The 21,944-nt window shown below is 64.7% G+C and carries 16 protein-coding genes; 6 read left to right on the top strand and 10 right to left on the bottom strand.

The annotated features are described in order from the left end of the window. Positions 1-27 precede the first annotated feature (27 nt). Entirely contained in the window at positions 28-681 is a 654-nt protein-coding gene (gene ribA / locus F8197_RS15615; RefSeq protein WP_056143739.1) for a GTP cyclohydrolase II, read from the bottom strand. A 121-nt stretch (positions 682-802) separates the two neighbouring features. Then, a complete protein-coding gene (locus F8197_RS15610; RefSeq protein ID WP_152882645.1) occupies positions 803-1,504 on the bottom strand; it encodes a pirin family protein in 702 nt (233 codons plus the stop codon). Between the two features lie 160 nt (positions 1,505-1,664). On the opposite strand from F8197_RS15610, the gene F8197_RS15605 reads away from it, so the two are divergent. The 3 genes from F8197_RS15605 to F8197_RS15595 all read left to right on the top strand — a co-directional run bounded on the left by F8197_RS15605 (position 1,665) and on the right by F8197_RS15595 (position 3,759). Further along, the gene (locus F8197_RS15605) at positions 1,665-2,597 is read left to right on the top strand and encodes a LysR family transcriptional regulator (protein ID WP_152882644.1); all 933 of its coding nucleotides are present in this window, start codon (positions 1,665-1,667) and stop codon (positions 2,595-2,597) included. Positions 2,598-2,733: 136 nt separating this feature from the next. Further along, positions 2,734-3,330 (top strand): YSC84-related protein, encoded by a 597-nt coding sequence (locus F8197_RS15600; protein ID WP_152882643.1) that lies wholly within the window; start codon positions 2,734-2,736, stop codon positions 3,328-3,330. 63 nt (positions 3,331-3,393) lie between these two features. Then, positions 3,394-3,759 (top strand): glutaredoxin, encoded by a 366-nt coding sequence (locus tag F8197_RS15595; RefSeq protein ID WP_152882642.1) that lies wholly within the window; start codon positions 3,394-3,396, stop codon positions 3,757-3,759. 4 nt (positions 3,760-3,763) lie between these two features. Here the strand turns inward: F8197_RS15595 and F8197_RS15590 are convergent, their stop codons facing one another. Both F8197_RS15590 and F8197_RS15585 read right to left on the bottom strand, forming a co-directional pair. After that, entirely contained in the window at positions 3,764-3,976 is a 213-nt protein-coding gene (locus tag F8197_RS15590) for a DUF3820 family protein (protein ID WP_026636996.1), read from the bottom strand. Between the two features lie 29 nt (positions 3,977-4,005). After that, the gene (locus F8197_RS15585) at positions 4,006-6,165 is read right to left on the bottom strand and encodes a TonB-dependent siderophore receptor (RefSeq protein WP_152882641.1); all 2,160 of its coding nucleotides are present in this window, start codon (positions 6,163-6,165) and stop codon (positions 4,006-4,008) included. A 210-nt stretch (positions 6,166-6,375) separates the two neighbouring features. On the opposite strand from F8197_RS15585, the gene F8197_RS15580 reads away from it, so the two are divergent. Together F8197_RS15580 and F8197_RS15575 are read left to right on the top strand one after the other, a co-directional pair. Then, positions 6,376-7,587, top strand: a complete 1,212-nt coding sequence (locus tag F8197_RS15580; RefSeq protein ID WP_152882640.1) for an MFS transporter — start codon at positions 6,376-6,378, stop codon at positions 7,585-7,587. An 83-nt stretch (positions 7,588-7,670) separates the two neighbouring features. Further along, complete coding sequence (locus tag F8197_RS15575; RefSeq protein ID WP_152882639.1) at positions 7,671-9,305, top strand: ATP-binding domain-containing protein; 1,635 nt, start codon at positions 7,671-7,673, stop codon at positions 9,303-9,305. Positions 9,306-9,336: 31 nt separating this feature from the next. On the opposite strand, the gene F8197_RS15570 is transcribed toward F8197_RS15575, so the two are convergent. The 6 genes from F8197_RS15570 to F8197_RS15540 all read right to left on the bottom strand — a co-directional run bounded on the left by F8197_RS15570 (position 9,337) and on the right by F8197_RS15540 (position 18,449). Next, on the bottom strand, positions 9,337-10,653 hold the full coding sequence (locus F8197_RS15570; RefSeq protein WP_193333446.1) for a hypothetical protein: 1,317 nt from the start codon (positions 10,651-10,653) through the stop codon (positions 9,337-9,339). A gap of 167 nt (positions 10,654-10,820) precedes the next feature. Beyond that, positions 10,821-11,027 carry a hypothetical protein gene (locus tag F8197_RS28605; RefSeq protein ID WP_193333445.1) on the bottom strand — a complete coding sequence of 69 codons (207 nt, stop codon included), beginning with the start codon at positions 11,025-11,027 and terminating at the stop codon, positions 10,821-10,823. A gap of 139 nt (positions 11,028-11,166) precedes the next feature. Further along, positions 11,167-14,976, bottom strand: a complete 3,810-nt coding sequence (locus tag F8197_RS15555) for a tubulin-like doman-containing protein (protein WP_152882637.1) — start codon at positions 14,974-14,976, stop codon at positions 11,167-11,169. Positions 14,977-15,009: 33 nt separating this feature from the next. Then, positions 15,010-15,447, bottom strand: a complete 438-nt coding sequence (locus tag F8197_RS15550) for a hypothetical protein (protein WP_152882636.1) — start codon at positions 15,445-15,447, stop codon at positions 15,010-15,012. Positions 15,448-15,486: 39 nt separating this feature from the next. Further along, on the bottom strand, positions 15,487-16,974 hold the full coding sequence (locus tag F8197_RS15545; protein ID WP_227012267.1) for a hypothetical protein: 1,488 nt from the start codon (positions 16,972-16,974) through the stop codon (positions 15,487-15,489). Then, positions 16,971-18,449, bottom strand: coding sequence for a hypothetical protein (locus F8197_RS15540; RefSeq protein WP_152882635.1), 1,479 nt, complete (start codon positions 18,447-18,449; stop codon positions 16,971-16,973). Before F8197_RS15540 ends, F8197_RS15545 begins: the two co-directional genes overlap by 4 nt. Positions 18,450-18,834: 385 nt before the next feature. Here F8197_RS15540 and F8197_RS15535 point away from each other — a divergent pair, with 385 nt between their 5' ends. Beyond that, entirely contained in the window at positions 18,835-21,933 is a 3,099-nt protein-coding gene (locus F8197_RS15535; RefSeq protein WP_152882634.1) for a TonB-dependent receptor, read from the top strand. Positions 21,934-21,944 lie beyond the last annotated feature (11 nt).

Here is a 21,944-nt window from a genome sequence, read left to right as displayed (position 1 = left end):
CAGTTCCTGGACGGTTGATACTTGATGCTACAGCGCGCCGTCTTCCACCGGCGCCGGTGTGAGCGGCTTCATCATGTGTCCGAGCTTGGCGGCCTTGGTGTCCAGGTAATGCTGGTTGAAGGCATTGCGGTTCACCAGCAGCGGCACGCGTTCGGCCACTTCGATGCCGAGCTTGGTCATGGCGTCGATCTTACGCGGATTATTGGTCATCAGGCGCAGGCTTTTCACGTCGAACTGGTCCAGCATCGGCTTGACCAGGCCATAGGTGCGCTGGTCGGGTTTGAAGCCCAGTTGCTCGTTCGCCTGCACGGTGTCGGCGCCGGCTTCTTGCAGGCGGTAGGCGCGGATCTTGTTGACCAGGCCGATGCCGCGGCCTTCCTGGCGCAGGTACAGCAACACGCCACGGCCTTCGTCGGCGATGCGCTTGAGCGCGCCTTCAAGCTGGGCGCCGCAATCGCAGCGCTGCGAATACAGCACGTCGCCGGTCAGGCATTCGGAATGCACGCGCGCCAGCACCGGCGCGCCGTTGCTGATGTCGCCCAGTACCATGGCCAGGTGTTCCTTGCCCGTTGCCTTCTCCACAAAAGCGTGCAAGGTGAACTGCGCCCACGGGGTAGGGAGCGCGCACGAGGTCATGTAGTCCAGTTCATCCTGGACCGGGATTTCTGCGCTCTGCGACATAGCTATGCTCAATTCTTATTCAAATAACGTAAAAAAGGCGCGCCGGGCTGTTCTGACAGACCCGGCGCGCCCTTCATCATACCAAAACTGGCGGAAAATTATTTCTGCCCCTCGGTATCCCTTAGTTAGGCAAATCGAAGACCAGTACTTCGGCATCGGTGGCGTTACCGAGCGTGACCAGTTCCTCAGCCGTGAGCTTGAGGGCGTCGCCGCCTTTGAGCGCAGTGCCATTCACCGTCACGTCGCCACGGATCACGTGGACATACGCAATGCGACCGGCTGCCAGCTTGTGCTCCACGGCGTCGCCGCTGCGCAGGATGGTGGCGAAGATCGAGGCATCCTGGTGGATCAGCACCGAGCCTTCGCGGCCATCGTTGGAAGCGATCAGGCGCAGGTTGCCCAGTTTGCTCTCGACGGTAAAGTTCTTTTCCTCGTAGCTCGGTGGAATGCCTACCTGGTTGGGCTGGATCCAGATTTGCAGGAAATGCACTTTCTCGTCAGCGTTGTGATTGAACTCGCTGTGGCGCACCCCGGTGCCGGCGCTCATGCGCTGGACGTCGCCGTAGTGCAGGACCGAACCGGTGCCCATGCTGTCCTTATGCTCGAGCGCGCCGCTCAGCACGTACGAGATGATTTCCATGTCGCGGTGACCGTGGGTACCGAAGCCCTGGCTGCCTTGCACGCGGTCTTCGTTGATCACCAGCAGGGGACCGAAGCCGACGTGATCGGGATCATGGTAGCTGCCGAACGAGAAGCTGTGTTTGGAATCGAGCCAACCATGGTTGGCGGCACCGCGGGCTTCACTTTTACGAATTTGCAACATGATAGGGCTCCATTTCTTGTGTAGTTGATTAATGTGCGATAATTTTGAACGCTGTTTTGCTGGTTCGTTTCGTTATCGCCGCATCCATGAATCAAAGTATAGACCTCGGAAGCGGATTTAAAAAACGGAAAAATTACCCCTCTATTATCGAAAAAATCGAATGCTCAGATTAAGCCTGGAAGCCCTGCAAATCGTCGATGCCATCGACCGCCGTGGTTCGTTTTCCGCCGCGGGCAAGGAACTGCACCGCGTACCATCGACCATCTCGTACACGGTTGGCAAGCTCGAGGATGATCTGGGCGTGCAGGTGTTCGAGCGCAACGGCCCGCGCGTGGTGCTCACCGCTGCCGGCGCCGAGCTGCTCAAGGAAGGGCGCTACCTGCTCAAGGCCGCGCAAGACCTCGAACACCGGGTGCGGCGGGTGGCGTCGGGTTGGGAAACCGAGCTGGCCATCGGCAGCGATTCGATGTTCTCGGCCTGCATGTTCTTCGAGGATGTGAAGGCGTTCTACGAGGTGGCCCAGCAGACCCGGCTGCGCGTGGTGCAGGAAGCGTTATCGGGTACCTGGGAAGCGCTGCTCGACCGCCGCGCCGACTTGCTGGTCGGCGTGGCCGGCGATGGGCCGGCCGGCGGCGGTTATGTGTCCGAGCCGATCTGCAAGATCGGCTTCGTGTTCGCGGTGGCGCCCTCGCACCCGCTGGCCGCCATCGACGAAAAGCTCGACCGCTCGCACTTGCAGCAGTACCGCGCCGTGAGCGTGGCCGATTCGGCCCGGCGCATGGCGGCGCGCACCGTCGGCCTGCTGCTGGGGCAGGATACCCTGAGCGTGCCGGACATGAAAACCAAGCTGCAATACCAGTTGTCGGGCGTGGGTTTCGGCTTCCTGCCCGAGCCGTGCGCGCGCGCGGCGATTGCTGCCGGTTTGCTGGTGGAAAAACAGGTGGCCGAACCGAAGCCGGACGAAACGTTCTACCTGGCCTGGCGCACCGGCGAGAACGGCGCCGCCCTCAACTGGTGGATCGCGCGCATGCGCGCCGCCAGGCTGGCCGAGCGCCTGGTGCAACATCTGCCCCACCACGCCTTGTCGGTCTGACAGGGCATGGCCCGCAAGCCGTCGCGTCATTGGTACGCACCGCTGCGGCACAGTTTGTGTGCTTCTGGCGTGGGCGCGGCAAAGGTGACAGAATCGGCAGGCACTGTTGCAGTATTGCCTACCCGAGGAGACTACCATGCAAAAATCGAGCTTTCTGAGGCGCGCGACCGCTACCGCCACGCTGGCGCTGGCCGGCCTGGCGCTGAGCGGTTGCACCACCACCACGCAAACGGGCGGCGCCGTCCGCACCGAGCCGGCGGCCGTCAAGACCGAGATCGAACGCGGCGCCTACGATACGCTCGAGCGCCTGTACAAGGAAGTCAAAGGCTCGCGCGAGCTGGTGCGCAAGGCCAACGGCGTGCTGGTCTTCCCCAACGTGCTGGCGGCCGGGCTGGTGGTGGGCGGCGAATATGGTCGCGGCGTGCTGCGCACGGGCGGCCAGACCGTCAACTACTATAGCCTGACGACCTTGTCGGTCGGCTTCCAGGCCGGGGCCCAGTCGAAGGCGGTTGTGATCCTGTTCATGAGCCGCGATGCGCTCGACAAGTTCCGCAACAGCAAAGGCTGGACCGCCGGTGTCGACGGCTCGGTGGCGGTGATCAACGTGGGTGCCAATGGCGAGGTGGCCACCAACAGCATCAACAGCCCGGTACAGGCGCTGGTGCTGACCAATGCGGGATTGATGGCCAATTTGAGCCTGGAAGGCACCAAGATCAGCAAGCTCGATCTATAACACTTGGCGAGACTGCGTGTTGCGGCTACCCTGTGGTCCCGAACCACTACCGAGGTAGCCGCGATGAGCCGTCACATCCTGGACCAAGCCCGCATCCATCCCGCCATCCGTGGCACGGTGGGCAATTATCACCGCGAACTGGTCGCCGAAGTGGAGGCTGCCGTGGCTGCCCACAAGATCGTGGTGGTCGGCATGGGCTTCAATCCGTTTCCGCGCAAGGCGCGCAAGATCCTCGATGGCCTCGGTGTGCCGTACCAGTACCTGAGCTATGGCAATTATTTCTCGCAGTGGCGGCCGCGCTTGGCGCTCAAGCTGTGGAGCGGCTGGACCACGTTTCCGCTGGTGTTCATCAACGGCGTGCTGATCGGCGGGGCCAGCGAGCTGCAAGCGCTGGTGGCCAGCGGAGAGTTCGCGCGGCTGACTACCTGATCAGCTAGCGCGGGCGCAGGGGATCGAGCAGGCTGCGCAAGTCGTTGTGATCGAGCTCGTACATCAAGGCAAGCAACGCTCCCAATTCCCCGGCAGGAAATCCCTCGCGCGCAAACCAGCCCAGATAATGCCCCGGCAAGTCCGCCAGCTTGCGCCCCTTGTATTTCCCATACGGCATTTCACGCGTGACCAGCAAAGCAAGTTTTTCAGAGTTCATGCCGCATGATACAGGGGTAACAGCGAAGGTCAGAAGTTGGTGACGACGCGCAGCATCACGGTGCGGGGATCGCCCAGCGGCAGCACGTTGTTGTTCAGTACGCCCGCATAATAGTCGCGGTCGAACAGGTTCTTGATGCTGAGGCTGACCCGGTAGGCCTTGGCTTCATAGCTGAGGTAGGCGTCCACGGCGGTGTAGCCGGGGACCGTGTACGACACGGCCGGTCCCGTCTTCTGCGCTTCGTAGCGCACACCCAAGCCGCCACCCAGGCCGGTCAGGGCGCCGTCGCGCACGCGGTAGTTGGCCAGCACGCTGGCGCTCTGACGCGGCACGTTGAGCAGGCGCTTGCCGACGTTGCCGCCGTTATCTTGCGTGATCACGCCGTTGATCAGCGACAGCGCCGTTTGCACGTTCCAGCCGTTGCGCAGGTCGGCGTTCAGTTCGGCTTCGAAACCCTTGGTGCGTTCCTCGCCGGTCTGCACTTGCGCGCCGGGCAAGACGGCGATGTGGTCCGGGTCGGGATCGGCCGTGGTGACGTTGCGGCGTTTCAGGTCGTACAGCGCCAGTGCGCCGGTGATGCGGCCGTTCAGGTATTCGAACTTGGCCCCCACCTCCGCCTGCTTGCCTTCTTCCGGCTTGAACTGCACGCCGAAGAAATCGGTGCCGCTCACCGGCAGGAACGACGTCGCATAGCTGACGTACGGCGAGATATTGGGCGTAGCGCGGTAGAGCAGGGCGGCGCTGCCGGTGGTCTTGTTGTTCTTGAGTTTGGTCGTGGTGTCGCGCAGTTCGTTGTACGACTTGTTGCTGCTGCGGTCGTGGCGGGCGGCCAGGCTCAGGTTCAACCGGTCGGTCAGCGCGATCTGGTCGCGCAGGTACAGGGCGGCGTATTCGACGGTGGCAGTGGTCAGGCTGCCCGGCGTGGCGTTGCAGCTGTAGGGCTGGTGGTACACGGGATTGAAGATGTCGAGCGAGGCGATGCGGCAGGCGGTGGAGCCGTTGCGGATCTTGTCGCTGTTGAGGTCGATACCGGCCATGATGGTGTGGCGCTGGCCGCCCAGGTCGAACGCGCGTTCGGCATAGGTGTCGAGCGCGCGGTTGTTGCCTTGCACGTCCTGGATCGAGCCGCTGCGCGCCTGCAGGCGGTCATTGGTCAGCGCGCCCAGCGAAACGAAACGCCCGTCCATGTCCAGCTTCTGGAAACGGAAATTCTGCGCCAGCTTCCAGCCGTTGTCGAAGCGGTGCGTCAGGCTGTAGCCCACCGCCGCCTGGCGCGAGTGGTACGGGCCGAAGCCGGGCTCGCCGGTGAATTCGTCGCGGTTGAAGGTCCCGTTGCGGTTGGGCAGGATGGTGCCCCGCGTGGGGGCACCCTGGCTGCGCAGGTATTCGCGCTCCATGTACGACGACAGGATGGTGAAGTCGGTGCGCGGGCCGAAGTCCAGCGTGACCGACGGCGCGATATAGCGCTTCTTGAAATACACGAAGTCGATCGGATCGTCCTGGTCCGACCACATGCCGTTGATGCGGAACGCGGCTTTACCATTGTCCGAGATCGGCCGTCCCAGGTCGAAGTCCACCTGCTTGAAATCGTTGCTGCCATAGGTGGCGCCGATGGTGTTGAAGGCCTGCGCGCGCGGACGCTTCGAGACCATGTTGACCAGTCCGCCCGGCTGCACCATGCCGAAGTTGATCGATGCCGGCCCTTTCAATACCTCGATGCGTTCCACGCCGGACACGTCCTGGCTCACGTACTGGTTCTGGCCGCGCTTCAGGCCGTCGATGTACAGCGACTCGGACGCGCGCTGGCCGCGAATGATGAAGTCGTCCCAGCCGCGCCGGCCCCAGCTGCCCGAGGCGACACCGGCGGTGGTTTGCAGCGCTTCGTTGAGGTTGGTGACGGCGCGTGCATCGAGCAGGTCGCGCGTGAGCACGGTGACCGATTGCGGCGTTTCCAGCAGCGACAGGTCCGACTTGGTGCTGCTGCCGGCGCGGCGGGCAGCAAAGCCTGCATCGTCGCTGCGGGCGCCGGTAATTTCCACCACCTGCGGCGCAGCTTCTGCAACGGCGGCCTCGGCAGCGGCGGACGTGTCGGCATGCGCAGACGGCAGCAGGGCGCCCGAACAGACGATGAGCGAGCACAGGCGGGCAATCAGCGTGCGGCGGGGAAGGGCAAAGGCGGACTCGGTCATTGATCAATCTTTTGATTGTTGATAATGATTCTCATTATACTTGTCAGGCAACTGACCTGCCCACCCTAAAAGTCCAGTATCTACTGCGTAAAAACACGTAAATTTTGCTTATATTTGCTTTTGCGGCAAATATGTTGTGCCGATTCGTGTCTTTTTCTCAGCAAGCGTAGCCGCGATACTGCATGCCATCAACCTTCATGGAGTTATGTCATGCCTATTGCCCTGCTTGCGCTGACCATCAGCGCGTTTGCCATCGGTACTACCGAGTTTGTCATCGTCGGGCTGCTGCCCACCATTGCCGCCGACCTCGGCGTGAACCTGCCTTCGGCCGGGCTGCTGGTGAGCCTGTACGCGCTGGGCGTGGCGATCGGCGCGCCGGTCCTCACCGCCTTGACCGGCAAGTTGCCGCGCAAGGCGCTGCTGCTGTCGCTGATGGTGTTGTTCACGCTTGGTAACCTGCTGGCCTGGCAGGCGCCCGGCTACACGTCGCTGGTGGTGGCGCGCATTCTGACCGGCCTGGCGCACGGCGTGTTCTTCTCGATCGGTTCCACCATCGCCACGTCGCTGGTGCCGCGCGAAAAAGCGGCCAGTGCGATCGCCATCATGTTCACCGGCCTGACCGTGGCGCTGGTGACCGGTGTGCCGCTGGGGACCTTCATCGGCCAGCACTTCGGCTGGCGCGAAACCTTCCTGGCCGTCTCCGCGCTGGGCCTGGTGGCCTTTATCGGCAGCCTGTTGTACGTGCCGAAAAATATCGCCCACAGCGCGCCGGCCTCGCTGCTGCAACAGGTCAAGGTGTTGGGCGAGCCGCGCCTGCTGCTGGTCTATGCGATGACGGCGGTCGGCTACGGCGGCAGCTTTATCGCCTTTACGTTCCTGGCGCCGCTGCTGCAACAGGTGTCGGGCTTTACTGCCGGCGCAGTGGGGCTGGTGATGCTGGTGTATGGTGTGTCGGTCGCGGTGGGCAATATCTGGGGCGGCAAGCTGGCCGACCGTAGCGGCCCGGTCGGTGCGCTCAAGATCATTTTTATGGGGCTGGCCGTGGTGCTGCTGGCGGTGACCTTTGCGGCGCCGTTCAAGTGGCTGATGCTGGCGGTGGTGCTGGCGTGGGGTGCGTTTGCCTTCGGTAACGTGGCCGGCTTGCAGGTGTACGTCGTGCAGCAGGCCGAGCACTACACGCCGCGCGCGGTCGATGTGGCCTCGGGCCTTAACATTGCCGCCTTCAACCTCGGCATTGCCGGTGGCGCGTGGGGTGGCGGCCTGATCGTCGAGCACCTGGGCCTGGTGCACACGGGCTGGATCGGTGCGCTGGTGGTGCTCGGTGCGTTCGGCCTGACCGTGCTGAGCGGCCAGCTCGACGCCCGCAACCCGCGCCCGGTGGCAGCGGGCGCCGAGAAGCGGACGCGTGTGGCAGCGCACTGATAGGGCGGATTTTTTGCAGGGGAGCGGGCCGTTGCCAGCCACAGGCTGGCATACAATAAGTTTTTCCCTACACCGCTCCCACCATGGCCCACATCCACCCGACCGGCTGGCAGGAAATGTCCGTCACCGGCACCGCCGCGCGCGAAATCGAAACCCTCACCTATCTCGAAGCCACGCTGGCCGACCTGCCGTACCGGGTCTATCACGGCGTGCACTGGACCAACGTGGAGCAGGGCTTTTCGGTGTACGGCGAGATCGACTTCATCCTGGTGGCGCCCAATGGCCGGCTGCTGCTGATCGAACAGAAGTCGGGCTTCCTCAGCGAAACGCCGGACGGCTTGATCCGCAATTACGAAGGCAAGCCGCGCAAGGTGGCCAACCACATCATGCGCTCGATCAAAGGACTCTCCGAGCGCTTCGGCAGCGAGCTGTCGATCGATTACCTGCTGTACTGCCCCGACTACACGGTACGCAACCCTAACCAGGCCGGCATCGACCCGCGCCACATCATCGATGCCGGCAACAAGGGCAAGCTGGCGCAGGTGATCCGCGAAACCTTGCCGGTCGATGGCGCGCCGCCCGGCGACAAGTTCGACAAGGTCACGCGCTTCCTCTCCAACATGCTCAGCCTGCGGCCCGACCCCAGTTCGATGATCGGCAATGCCGCCGGCCTGGTGGCGCGCCTGTCGGGCGGCCTGTCCACCTGGGCGCGGCGGCTGGACTTCTCGCCGTTCCGCCTGCACGTAAAGGGCACGGCCGGCAGCGGCAAAACCCAGCTGGCGCTGGCCGAATACAGCGACGCCATCGACGCCGGCTTGAAATCCCTGTACGTCTGCTACAACCGGCCGCTGTCGGACCACATCGAAAAACTGGTGCCGTCCGGCGGTCGGGTGACATCGTTCCACATGCTCAGCGACGCGTTCGCGCGGGCCCAGGGCCAGATTCCCGACTATACCGCGCCCGACGTCTGGGACAAGATCGAAGCGCACATGACCACGTCCGAGCTGCCGCCCGAGTGGCAGTACGACGTGCTGATCGTGGACGAGGGCCAGGATTTTTCGCCGGCCTGGCGCGACATCCTGCTGCGCATGCTCAAGCCCGAGGGCCGCGCCATCTGGCTGGAAGACCCCAACCAGAACCTGTACGGCCGCGAACCGGTGCCGCTGCCGGGCTGGGTGACACTGCATTCGGACACCAACTACCGCAGCCCGCGCCAGATCATCGACATGCTGACGTCGATCGGCGCCGTGCGCGAGCCGGTGGAGGCGGGCAGCCCGTTCCGTGGCGCCGACATCGAGGAACTGATCTACCCGGACGGCGACACCGACGCCATGCTGGCGCAAACCCGGCGCGCGGTGACCAGCTGCCTGGCGGCCGGCTTCGCCCGCCACGATATCGCGATTGCCTCGTTCCGGGGCCGCGACAACTCGGTGATCCTGCACATGGACCAGTTGAGCGATGCCCATACCCTGAAGTCTTTCACCGGCGAATACGACCTGTTCGGCACCCCCGAGTACCGGCCTGGCGGCTTGCTGGCCGAGACCGTGTACCGCTTCAAGGGCCAGTCCGCGCCGGCCATCATTTTTACGGAAATCGATTTCGAGCGCATCGACGAACGAGTGCTGCGCAAGCTGTTCGTGGGCATGACGCGGGCGCGGCTGAAGCTGGTGCTGGTGCTCAGTGAGCGGGCCGAGCAGCAGTTGCTGGACCGGATGTAGAGGCTGACCCGCTCAGCCCCGGCTGCGTGGGTCAGCGGATCGTGGTTTCCTGCTGCATCATTTGCCTTTCGCGGTCTCGGATCTGGCGCCCTACGGTATCCAGGCGCGGGCTGTTCGGGTCCATGCGGCGGGCGCTGTCGAGATAGGTGCGGGCAGCGTCGAAGCGGCTTTGCGACAGCGCCGTTTCCGCATCCTGGATAAAGCTCACCGCCATCTCTGCCTTGGCGTTGTGGACTTCCTGGCGGACGGCTGGCGCTGGCTGCGACCGGGCCAGGGTGCTTGCCGCTGGCGTGGCTATCTGCGGCGTGGTACTAGTCACCTGGGGGGCTGGCGTTGTTGCACGGGTGAGCGCTGGCGTCGTCGCCCGCGTTGCCGCTGACGTTTGTAGCGGCGCAGAGACTTGCGCCGATGCCGGAGTTTGTGCCTGGGCCTGTCCGGGGGACTGAACCTGTGCTGGTGCTTTGACCTGTGCGGCTGCACGTGCAGATTCAGGTGCCGGCGCAGCGGCCACTGCAGCAGCCTGCTCGGCCTGCAACGACGCCAGCATCGCGCGCAAGCCGGGCAGGTCGGCCGAGTCGCGGTTCAGTCCGGTCAGGCGATCGAGGGCCTTGGCGGCGGCGCCGGCATCGCGCTGGTTCAGCGCGCGCCGTACCGCGTCGGTGGCGCTGTTGGCGGCGCTTTGCGCGGTGGACAGGCGCTGGCGCAGTTTTTTGGCGCCGGCATCGGCGGCGCACTTCTTGTCGAGCTTGTCGAGGCGGTTGCGGGCGCTGTCGAGTTGATGGTTGTCGAGCAGACCGTCGATGGTCTTGAGCGCGCGCGAGCAGGCTGTACCGGAGTTTTCCGCCTTGGTCACCGCCGTCTGCAATTCTTCCGCCTTGGCGCGCGTGTCGCCACGGCAGTACGCGTTGGCATTGGCGCTCTGGATGCCGGCACCGGCCACGTCGCCCCTGGCCAGCAGCTTGTTGCCCTGGCCGAGCGCGGTCAGGCACGCCTTTTTATCCTCGGGCGAACCGCCGCCGCAGCGCGACAGGATGACCAGCAGCCCGATCAAGATCAGCAGCACCTTGAACCATCCCAACTTGAATTTGGGCTTGCCCCGGCCTCGCGGCGCACCTGCGCCTGGCGGTGGGCTACCGGTATTGCCAGCACGCGGGTTGGCGGGGGCGGACACCGGCGCCGGCCGCGCAGCAGCTTTCGCAGCCGGAGCTTGCGTGGAAGAGGCTGCACTGCCGCCAGCCGTATAGCCAGCCGCAGCCGCGTTGCCGCCAGCACCGGAGCCGGCACCAGCCGTCGCAGCACCAGCCCCAGCCGCGTTGCGGCCAGCACCGGAACCGGCACCAGCAGCCATAGCGCCAGCCCCGGCCGCGTTGCCGCCAGCACTGGCATCAACTGCCGCAGCGCCGGCCCCCGCCACGTTTCCGTGAGCGGCGTTGCCGACAGCGCCAACACCGGCACTGGACGACGCCGCAGAATCAGCGTGGTAAGCAGAAGCACTGGCAGCCGCCGGTGCCGGAGTTAAGTTTTTAGCAAGCACCGGCCCGACGCCCGGCGTCGGCGCGGAAGCGGCCGCAGCCGACGGCGATACTTGCGCAGCACCAGCACCAGCACCAGCACCAGCACCAGCACCAGCACCAGCACCAGCACCAGCACCAGCACCAGCACCAGCACCAGCACCAGCACCAGCACCATGAGCGCTACCCGGCGCACCGACAGCAGCCGCACCCGCAACTATCGCTGGACCAGCACCTGCCGCTGGCCCAGGCACAACACTACCGGCCACCGCCACGCCACAAAACGGGCAGTGCGGCACCAGCGTAAATAACGGCTTCTGACAACTCTTGCAATTCATTGCTGCATGTCCTTAATCGGGTGGCATGGCCGACGACTGCTGCGCCGGTGACGCCAGCACGTGCGCCAGTTCCAGCATCAACGGCATCGCGACCCAGTCCGTCATGCCGGCGCGCCAGACTTGCGTGTGGGCCGGCTGCAGTTGCTGCGCCTGCGCCATCTGGCCCACTTGCAGGGCGGTGAAGGGGCCGAATTTTTGGCCGTTTACCTTCAGGTGGTACTCGTGGACGACCGGCGCTTCCGCCTTGGCCAGGCCCACACCGCCGATCGGCGCGCCGCCGAGCATGGTGCCCGGAGCGGGCATGGCTGCCGACGTTGGCGTACCCATGGCAGCCTGCACGCCATGCACGCCATGCGCGCCCGGCGCGGCAAACTCACCGCCAGCCGTGGATGCCGAAGCATAAAACCCGCCGCCAGCCGTGCCTGCCGACGCCGCAGCGCCAGTGCCCAGCAAGGCATCGATACGGCCGGCAACCAGCATCTCCGGCTTGAGGGCATACTTCAAACGCGGCAGGCCTTCGCCCGGTTCGCGCACTTCCCAGTCGTAGGCGTCTTCGTCGGAATCGGGCACCACGTTGGCCCAGGTCTTGTGCTGGGCCAGCAGCTGGGTGGTGAACTTGTCGATTTCGCTGTCGGTCAGGCCCTTGCGGCGCGCTTTTTCGATCAGTTCGCGCTTCGCTTCGCCGGCCAGCGCGCTGGCAAAGCCTTTTCGCTCGTGCTGGTTGCCGGTGGCGTCGTCGACCAGCTTGGACGTATACACGGCGCTCTCGTAGTAGCTGGCCAGGGCGGCCAGCGCCACGGTCTGCATGGCGTCCAGTTCGGCCAGGCGCTCCTGCACACGGGCCACGATGGCGTCGCGGTAATTCGCCGGCAAGCCGTTCTGGCGCATCGCCCGTTCGTTGCCGATGCGGCGCAAGTCGCCTGCCGCCACCGCGAACTGGTACTGGCCCGGCGGCACGATACGCTGGCTCGAGCGCGTGAGCACGCCCAGCATTACCGCCAGCAGGAATTGCTTGAAGTCTTCGGCCAAGCGATTGAGTTCATCGGTGGTGGGCACCATCGGGTGGCTGAACTGGGTGGAATCGATGTGGGTGTGGGTAGGACTTTTTTCCGCTTCCTTGCGGTAGCTGGTGCGCCAGCCTTCGAGCCCGCGCAGCACGGTCATCGGCACGCCCGACAGCTCGCAGTAGCACACCGCGCGGCCCGGGATGCCGGTCTCCACGATCGACAATTGGCCGGCCGTGATGCCGGCCTGGGTGGGCACGCACGATTCGAGCTCGGCGCGGAACTTGCGGCTGAACAGTTCGGCATTGGCCACGCCGATAAAGCACTTGAACTGGTCGGCGCGCACCGTGAAGTCCCCCGACAGGTTGGCGTCGATCCACGGCATGGCGCAGGCCAGCAGCTTGCGGAAGCGGTCGAGCCGCTCGGTGATCGACATTTGCTCGAGCGACTCGATCAGCGGATCGGTGCGCATGGCTTCGCCTTCGACGGCGGTAGCGAGCGACAGCTGGCGCTCGGCCATGCGCTTGACCTTGACCAGGATGACGGTGCGCTCGCCGGCATCGGACAGCATCGGGAACAGGGTCTTGGAGCCGCCCAGGTCGCGGAACGCCTCGTCGGCCCACTCGCGCAGTTGCAGCGCACCGGGCAGCGGTTGGTTGGGCGTATTGCTGGGGATGGCGATCAGGGTGGCATGGTCGCTATTGAGATCCTGCTGCAGGATGGTATTGGCCAGTTGCAGTTGCGACAGCATGTCGAGCACCGCCTCGCGGCCGGCCTGCAGCTCACCGACCAGTCCGCTCCAGACGGCGCGGCCCTGGGCATCGACGCCGGTCTTGCGGCCCAGCCAGTGTGACAGGTCCTGCATCAGGATCACGGCTTCCTCGGCCGCCTTGGCGCGCAGGTGGAATTTCAGGGCGTTGGCGATTTCCACGCGCAGGTGGTCCATCACGGCCACCGCCTGCTTTTCGCCGCCGCCGAACAGGCCGCCACGCGTCTGTTCGAGGTTGTTGAGCAGGCGTTCGTACTCGCGGGTGCGCACGGCTTCCTTGATTTCGCGGTAGCGTTCGCCATTGACGGCCAGCGCCGGCATCAGGCCCGAGCCTGGCGCTTCCAGCCGGTCCTTGATCTGCTCGACCAGCGACAGCACGTATTCGAGGCCGCCGAATTCCTTGTTGTCGAGGTAGGCGTACAACTGGTCGCGCACGCTCTGTTTGATTTTTTCCAGCAGCTCGCGGCGGCGCTTGGCCACGCGGTCTTCGGTGGTGTCGGCGGTGGAGTCCTGGTCGCGCACGGCATCGCGCTCCATCAGTTTGACCGCATCGCGCACCTGCTGCGGCCATTCCTTGCGGTCGAAACCGCCGCGGATGGCGTCGATGCGGGCGTTGACGCGCTGCTCCACGCCGGCCAGCAGCAGGCCGCTCTTGTCTTGCAGCAGGTCTTCCACGACCTGGTAGTCAAGGAAGTCGCCGTTCGAGCGGCGCAGTTCCACGCCGCGGTCGGAAAACTGCGGGAAATCGCTGAACGTGAACGGGCGCAGCGCCATGTGCGCGCCCATGAATTCGTCACGCTGGCGGTCGGTGGCGCGATTGACGCCGAGGTCGTTGCCGCCCACGCCGAAAAAGGCCTTGAGCATGGCGCCCGCCCAGCGGTGAGCCTGCTCATCGTGACGCGCTTCCTGGCGCGTATCAAGCGTGGCCTGGCCGAAGGCGGAATAGCGCCGCGCGTACGACAGCCGCATGTCGGCAAAGCGGGCCTTGGGCACCAGCGCGTCGAACAGGTAATTCTTGTGCTGGGCCTGGTTGACGGCCACCGAGCGCTTGCGGCGGGCAAAGTCGCCGGACGCGAAGTCTTCGAACAGGGCGTCGGCCACCATGTGGTAGACGTCCTTGATGTCCTTGGTGTGCTGCTGCGCCAGGTTGCCCGAGTCGATCAGGTACACCTCGTTGTACGGCTCGCGCGGCAGTTCGGGCTGGTCGTGGGTATCCCAGCGGCCCACGTAGCCCTTGTTGCCGAGCATGGCCGATTCCAGTTCCATCAGCGCGGCGTAGCCGTTGGCCTCGGTGCGGTCCTTGTTGGCGCCCGAGTAGCCGGTCGGCAGGAACAGCATCAGTTCGACGTCGGCATTACCTACCTCGTTCTTGGCCAGCCAGCGCGCCAGCAAGCCCATGTCGAGGAAGGCGCCGGAACCGGTGCCGCCCGCCACCGAGCCGACCACCACGATGCGGAATTTGCTGGTTTCCATTTTCAGACCCAGCTGGCTCAGTTGCTGCTCGTGCGACAGGCTGGCCTTGAGGGTCTTGAGTTTCAGGCGGATCTTGTCGCGGACCTTGGCATACTTGTCGAACAGGTACAGGCGCGAGACGGCGCGGATCTGGCCGGCGCCCTTGGACGGATCGATGCCAAGCTCGCGGATTTTCTTGGGCGTGAGCGACAGCCATTCCTTGATGTGCGGATAGCGTTCCAGCGCATCGTCGTCACGGCTGTACTTGTCCATGTCGAACGGTTCGACGATCTTGTCTTCGTCGGTGAACCTGACCTGCTCGAATTGCAGGTCTTCGGCCTGGGCGCGGCCGCTGTCGATCACGGCGCCGGTGTCGAGGTCGAACTGGATGAACTGCGCCACCGGAAAGTCGACCAGGCTGTCCACCCGGGTGCGCGCGCCATTGCCGCCCCACATGGTGTTGAGGATGCGGCGGCGCACGCGCATCAGCACTTCCATGCCGGTGCCGCCGATGCCGATGAACAGCGTGGGACGCAGCTCTATGGTCTGTTCCTGCTTGCGCTCGCCGGCGCCCGGTGCCTGGTGAATATTTTCCATGATCGACTCTCGTTGTGTGCTTCTGTACCTGTTTTACCTGCGGCCCGACACGAACGTCAGCACCAGCGCCAGCAGCGCAACGGCCAGGATCGGGCCGATGATCAGCGGCGCCATGAACTTGGCGGCGTTGACGGCAGCCAGCACCACGCCGGTGGAAATACTGGCCAGGAACACGAACAGCCACCAGCCGGCGGCGTTGGCCTTGTTTGGCGGCACGCGCTTGACCACCAGCGCGTTGGCATAAGCGCCCCGGGCGAAGAAGAAGGCGATGAACAGCACCAGCAGGATGCCGCCGCCCACCAGCAGGTCGCGCGACGAGGTGTCGGCAGCGCCGGCCAGCACCGGCATCTCGGTGGTGGTGGTGTCAGTGGTGGCGGCCGGGGTTGCCGGGTGTTCCGTTGCGGCTGGCGGCGTCTTGCCGGCGTCCGGCGCGGGCAGTGCGAAGCCGGTGTCTTTGTTATCCTGGGCCATCTGGTGTGCCTCCTTGGCGGGTAAAGTAAAAATGAAAAATCAGGCCAGGCGCAAGCTGTGGCCTTCGGCCACGCGCGCCACGACCGGCTTGCCGAGGCCGCGCCGCAGCGTGCCCACCACGTTGCCGTCGAGGTCGCGCACCTCGGTGGTCTGGTACGGCTTGATGACCACGTGGCGCAGCGCGCCATCGACCTGCACCGCGTAGCGCTTGCTGCGCGTGGCCAGCACGGCAAATGCCGCGCCGCCGCCGAGCAGCGCCAGCACCGAGCCCATGATCACCAGCACCGGCAGCAGCGGATATTGCACGCGCACCAGTAGCGGCACCACGGCGCGCGAGCTGTTGACACTCTCGGGCGGCAGCAGCACTTCGGAAATCGGGTCGCCCGGGAACAGCGCCTGCATGTCGGCGTTGAACGAGTCCGGCAAGGTCAGCTTCTGGCGCTCGAGGACGAGCGTGACGCGCATCGGCAGCAGCACCTGCTTGCCCATGGCGGCAATGGCCTGGCTCGACCACGGCGATGGCACTTGCTCGACCGGCAGGCGGAACTGCACGTCCACCGCCTGGCGCGCACCGGGCGCCAGGTTGGCAATCGCGTCCGGCGCCACCTGCACCGGCACGCTGTGCTTGCCGGCGGACAGGGTGGCGCCGACGTCGGCGCGGGCGATCACGTACGGGTAAAACAGGTTTTGCAGCGACGCCTTCAGGTGCACGGTGGGCGCCAGCGCGGCGGCATCGACGTCGAGCACCAGGGTGCGGCCATCGCTGCCCAGGCTGGCGCGCATATTGGGCGCGTCAAGCAGGCGCTCGGGCACGATGCGCAGCGCGTCCTGGTCCACCGGTTTCAAACGCAGCGGCGGGCGGGTGAGCACTTTCTGCAGGCGGTCGTTGGCGAGGATGCGGGTGAGGGCGTCGGCAGCCGGCTGGCCGTAGGCCAGCGCATACACCATCAAGCCCTTGGCCGCGTACAGCTTGCCCTGCACCGGCATCTTGAGCGGGAACACCACGGTCTTGGTGATCGACGGTTCCAGGTGCAGCAGGCGATAAAAATCGCGGTTGCGGGCGGCGGTGGCCGGGTCGTTGCCGGGGCTGTTCTTGTTGTTGGTGAAAATCCAGACGATGCCGGGCGCGGCCTTGAACGAACCAGTGATGGTTTTCGTGACCGCTTCCTGGAAGTCGGTATCGGCCAGCGCCGCGCCCGGCGCCGTGGTTTTGCGCGCCAGCGTCAGTGGGGCGAGCAATTGCGCGACGTTGGCCGCGCCACGCGAGGTGCCCAATACGCGCGGCGAGACGTTGCCCACCGTGCCCTGGCTGAATGCCAGCAAGTGGACCGTATCGTCGGATTCGGCCGCCGCCTGCGCCACGGCTGCGACCAAGGGTTTGAGTTGCGAGGCTGGATCGAGGTAAAACGGTTCCATCCAGCCCGAGTTTTGCACCAGGAAAGCTTGCTGGATGGCGGCATGGGCTGGCGCCGCCAACAACGCAGCAAGCAACAGCGCCATGGCGGCCAGGAGTCGGGTGGAATTCATGCTGCCAGGTTCCAGCCGAGGATGTCTTTGAGCTCGGGGTGGTAGGCCCACACCTTGCCGTCGTGGGTAAACAGGCGCAAGGTCCACGGTTGCGGCAGCACGCTGGTGTTGAACGTGGTTTCGCCGTCGTGGTCGTCCCACACCAGCTGGAAGCGCAGGCGGTCGGTGGAGGCCAGCGTTTGCGCTACCGCCACCGTGCTGGCCAGCTTGATGCCGATGGTGCTGCGCGGGCCCACCTCGAGCAGCGGAATCACCACCGCGTTGGTGGCGCCGTCGTCGCCGTGCTCGGGTTCGGTCCACGGCGCCTGGTGGTGCTTGGTGGCGAAACGGTAGTTCATGGCGCCGGACGACAGGCGCGGGCCCAGCGCCGGTTCGATCTCGGGCAAGGGTTTGCCCAGCGCCACGTAAGCGTAACTATGGTTGTTGCTGTCAAAGCACAGCTGCCACAGGTCGCCGTCCTTGGCCAGGTACGGACTGCCGAACGCGAACTGCGGCGCCAGACCGGCCGGCCACGGGAAAAATTGCGCAGCAAAACCGCCGTCCGGCTTGCGCTGCAAGACCAGCTGGCCGGTCATGCACGGCCAGATTGCCGTGCGGCCATAGCCGACCGGTGCACCCATGCCGAACAGCGGTGGCGCGTCATTGAGCAGCACGGGCGCACCGGGCTGGCCGTTGGCGTCCAGGCTCACCAGCGCCACCTGACCGGGGCCCTGTTGCACCGGCGCCCACACCAGGCCCTGGAAGGTCAGCGGGGCGCCGACGGCCGGGCCGTCGCCGGCATAACGCACCTCGTATTGCAGTGCCGCCAGGTCCGGCGTGACGCAGGCCAGGCCCGCATCGGTGGCGACAAACACGCGGCTGTTGAAGTTGTAGTGCAGCTCGGCGCGCCAGGCGGCGTAGGGCAGGTTCGATTCCGCCAAGAACACGCCACCGACGCCATGCAGCGGCGCCCAGCGCGCGCTGGCCGGCAGCCACGCGAACAGGCCGCCTTTTTCGGGATTCAGCGCCAGCAGCGCGTTGGCGTGGGTGCCGAACGGGGCGGAGATGAACTGGTAGTCGCCGCTGGGCGGCAGCTTGATGCGCGCGGCCGGCTCGCTCTCGGCGTGGAAACCGGCCTTGTCCTGCAAGTGCAGGGGGACCGAAGTCTGGCGCAGACCCACCACGTGGCCTTGCGTCACCTGGCGCACCGGGTAGGCGCCGGCCGGCGGCACCCACGGCGCGCCGGACGCGGGCGGCGCCGCCAGCCTGGTGCCGTTGACGGGCGAGTAGTGGAACTCCGGCGGATAGAGCGCAGCCGCGCCATCGGCGGCGCGCGCCTGCATCAGGCTGGCGATATCGGCAGGCAGCAGGTCGGGCGCGATGTCGTGGCCCAGGCGCGTGCGCACCAGTTGTGGACCGTGGTTGCGGTCGGCAAGATCCTGGACCTGCCAGGTGCCCGACCCCAGATGCCATTCCCCAGTCTTTTCTAAAGTCATTGTATTTCCAACGCGTTGCTGCGGATTGCTACTGTTGATGGCATGTTTGATGCAAATTATCGCGGCTATATTAGCGATTTTTTAGCCTTGTGGAAACACCACCATTGCAAGCACTGCCGCGCAATACCATTAGGGCGAAGGATTGCACCAGCAATCTATCGAATTGTCACGATGTTTATCTTATTAACTTGTCACAGATGCGGACAGAATAACACCAAAGCCCGGGTGCGACCGGCGCGTTTCATGTTGCATGCTCCCAACGTGCAGCTTTTCAAAAAGTCATGTCGATGACTGTTTGCAAGGTTTAGGATTTTTAGAAAGTTTCTTCTCCTAAGATGATCAGGCAGGTCAAATATCCAAAACAACAACGATTTTGGGAGACATCATGCCTTTGCCCCGTTCCACCGTCATTTCCGCCGCAGTCGCCGGCGCGCTTGCCCTCCTGGTCACTCCAATCGTATTGGCCCAAACCAAACCCGCCAACGCCGAACCCGACAACGTGGTGGTGGTGTCCGGCACCCGCCAATCGGTGGCCGGCGCCATCGACCGCAAGAAAAATGCGTCCACCGTGGTCGATTCCATCGTCGCCGAGGATATCGGCGAATTCCCCGACAAGAACGTGGGCGAAGCGCTGTCGCGCGTGACCGGCGTCCAGCTCTCGCGCGATTTCGGCGAGGGTTCGCAAGTCAATATCCGTGGCGTGGAGGCCAACCTCAACCGCATCGAGATCAACGGCCTGTCAGTGCTCAGCACCAACGGCACGGCCGGTCGCGGCGCCGAGCTGCGCGAGCTGCCGGCCGAGCTGATCAAGTCGATCGACGTGTACAAGGGCGTGACCGCCGACCAGACCGAGGGCGGCATCGGCGGCACCGTCAGCATCAAGACCAACCTGCCGCTCGATTTCAAAACCCGCACGGTGGTGGTCAAGCTCGAAGGTGAACAGAGCAGCAGCCGGGGCGGCGCCCAACCGCGCGGCAGCCTGCTGCTGGCCGACAAATTCCTTGACGGCCGGCTGGGCCTGATGGCCAACCTGGTGTACGACAAGGTGTATACCCAAAACGATTACGTGCGCAACAGTAACTGGCGTTACTTCCGCGACTGGGACCTGTCGCCAGAGAAGACCAATACCAGCCTCAACCCGCGCGCGGCGGCCGTCACCGCCAAGGGCGGTTGCGCGGCCCTGTCCGGTGCCGACAAGACCGCCTGCGACAGCCAGTGGTTCGACTATTCTCCCGGCGTGCCACGCTATGGCATCTGGACCCGCGACCACAACCGTTCCAGCGCCGAGCTCACTGCCCAGTACAAGATCGACAATAATCTCAATGTCTGGGGCCGCTACAACAAGAATAACCAGAAGCAGATGCTCAACGACCGCAATTACGTGACCGATTTCGGTTCCATCAAGCGGTTCTCGACCTCGGGCGTGGCGCCCGTCTACGGCGCCAACGGCGCGCCGCTGACCACCCCGGCGGCATCGTGCGCGGAGCCAACCGCCGGCGTGACCCCGGCCGGCATGAGTTTCACCAACCACGTGATGACGTCGTTCACGTCCGGTACCTGCCAGAACGTGCCGGGAGAGGGCGCCTCGTACAACTTCAGCACGGCCGCGCGCGACTTTGCGCTCAACATCAAGTCCGACTACCGCTCTGGCGGTTTCAACTGGAAAAGCGGCGACTGGTCGGCCGAAGGCCTGGTGGCCAAGACCAGCTCGTACTACGAGCTCAATACCAATAACATCGTGATGGAAGCCAATATCCCCGGCTTGAAGGTCAATTTCGACCAGCAGGGTTTGCCCAAGTTCACCTTCCCGGCCGGCTTCGATCCGAACAACAGCAACGTCTATACCCGCATCATCTCGCAGTACCAGCCATCGTTTACCGACAACGGCGAGGACCAGGTCAAGCTCGACCTCAAGTACCGTCCCGACATGCCGTTGTTGACCACCTTGCACTTCGGCGGCCAGGGCCGCAAGTCCACGTCCGAGCAATACCGCTGGACCGGCTACCTGGCCGGCGGCGACCCTAGTACCACGGCCGACGATGTCACCGTGCGCAGCCCCGAAGTGCGCCACGAAATCATTTTCGATCCGCTCAACACGTCCGGCGTGCTGCGCAACGGCGGCAACACCGTCTATGGCACCGGCCTGACCGCGAACAACACCACGCGTTACGTCAGCGGCACCCAGATGCAGCAACTGGTCGATGCGATCCGCACCAACACGCCGGGCTCGTTCCTGAGCGGCTACGACGGCCTGTCCGGCTACCCGAACGGCTGGACCGCGCCCAGCTTTGCCAACTCGGCCCAGTATTTCGACCTGACCCGCTACAATCACGACCTGCTGCGTAACTCGATCGGCAGCGACGGCAAGTCTTACCCGATGCCGCCGCAGTTTGCTGTCGAAGAAAAAATCAAGGCGTTCTACCTGCGCGCCGACTTCGAGCACGAACTGTACGGCGTGGCGCTGGACGGCAATATCGGCCTGCGCTACGCCGGCACCGAAACCCGCGCCACCGGCTTGCGTTCATACCGCGCCTATTCTGCCAACCCCACCACCAACGCCCGCGTGGAAACCGTGCTGGCCAACGACATTGTCACCGTGCGCAACAAGTACAGCGACACGCTGCCAAGCTTCAACCTGGCCGCCTGGTTCGTGCCCAACACGCTGGTCGCCCGCCTGGGCTGGGGCAAGGTGATGGCGCGGCCGTTCATCGACCGCCTGACGCCCACCGTCAACTGCATCGCCAACAGCGGCCAGTCGCAGTTCGGCGGCGACGGCAGCGCTGATGATTGCGTTGGCGGCAACGTCAACCTGAAACCGTTCCGCGCCACCAACAAGGACGTCAGTGTGGAATGGTATCCGTCACGCGACTCGCAGTTGTCGCTGGCGTTCTTCCGCAAGGACATCAGCAGCTACATCCAGAACGACGTCATCCTGCCAGGCGTGGACGTGTTCAACAACGGCCAGCGCTGGGACTTGAAAACCTCGATCAACAGCGAGGGCGCAGTGACCAAGGGCTGGGAACTGGCCGGCCGCACCGCGCTGACCATGCTGCCGGGCGCCTTCGGCGGCCTGGGCCTGGACGCCAACTACACCCGCATGACGTTCTCGTACGCCACCGGCAAGGAACTGCTCAACCCGCTCGACAACACCGTACTGCCCTACCCGGGCATGTCGCGCAACAGCTACAACGTGGGCGTGTGGTACGACCTGGGCAAATGGAACGCCCGCCTGGCCTACAACTACCGCGACAGCTACTACACCGGCACAGTGGACGCCAACGCCTCGCTGCCCGTGTACGCTGAAGCGGTCGGCTACCTGGACGCCAAGCTGCAATTGCGCGTGACCGAGAATCTGACCTTGTCGGTGGAAGGCAAGAACCTGACCGACGAGGCGCAGTACCTGAACTCGGGCTCGAAGGAGCGCAGGAATGAGCTGGCCTGGTCGGGGCGGCGGTATTTTGTGGGGGCGACGTATAAATTCTAATTAGGTAACGT

The sequence above is a fragment of the Duganella sp. FT27W genome (assembly GCF_009295655.1).
Taxonomy (GTDB): domain Bacteria; phylum Pseudomonadota; class Gammaproteobacteria; order Burkholderiales; family Burkholderiaceae_D; genus Rugamonas; species Rugamonas zoogloeoides.
Note: the sequence above shows the minus strand (reverse complement) of the source record. Positions and strands in the feature narration are given on the sequence as shown.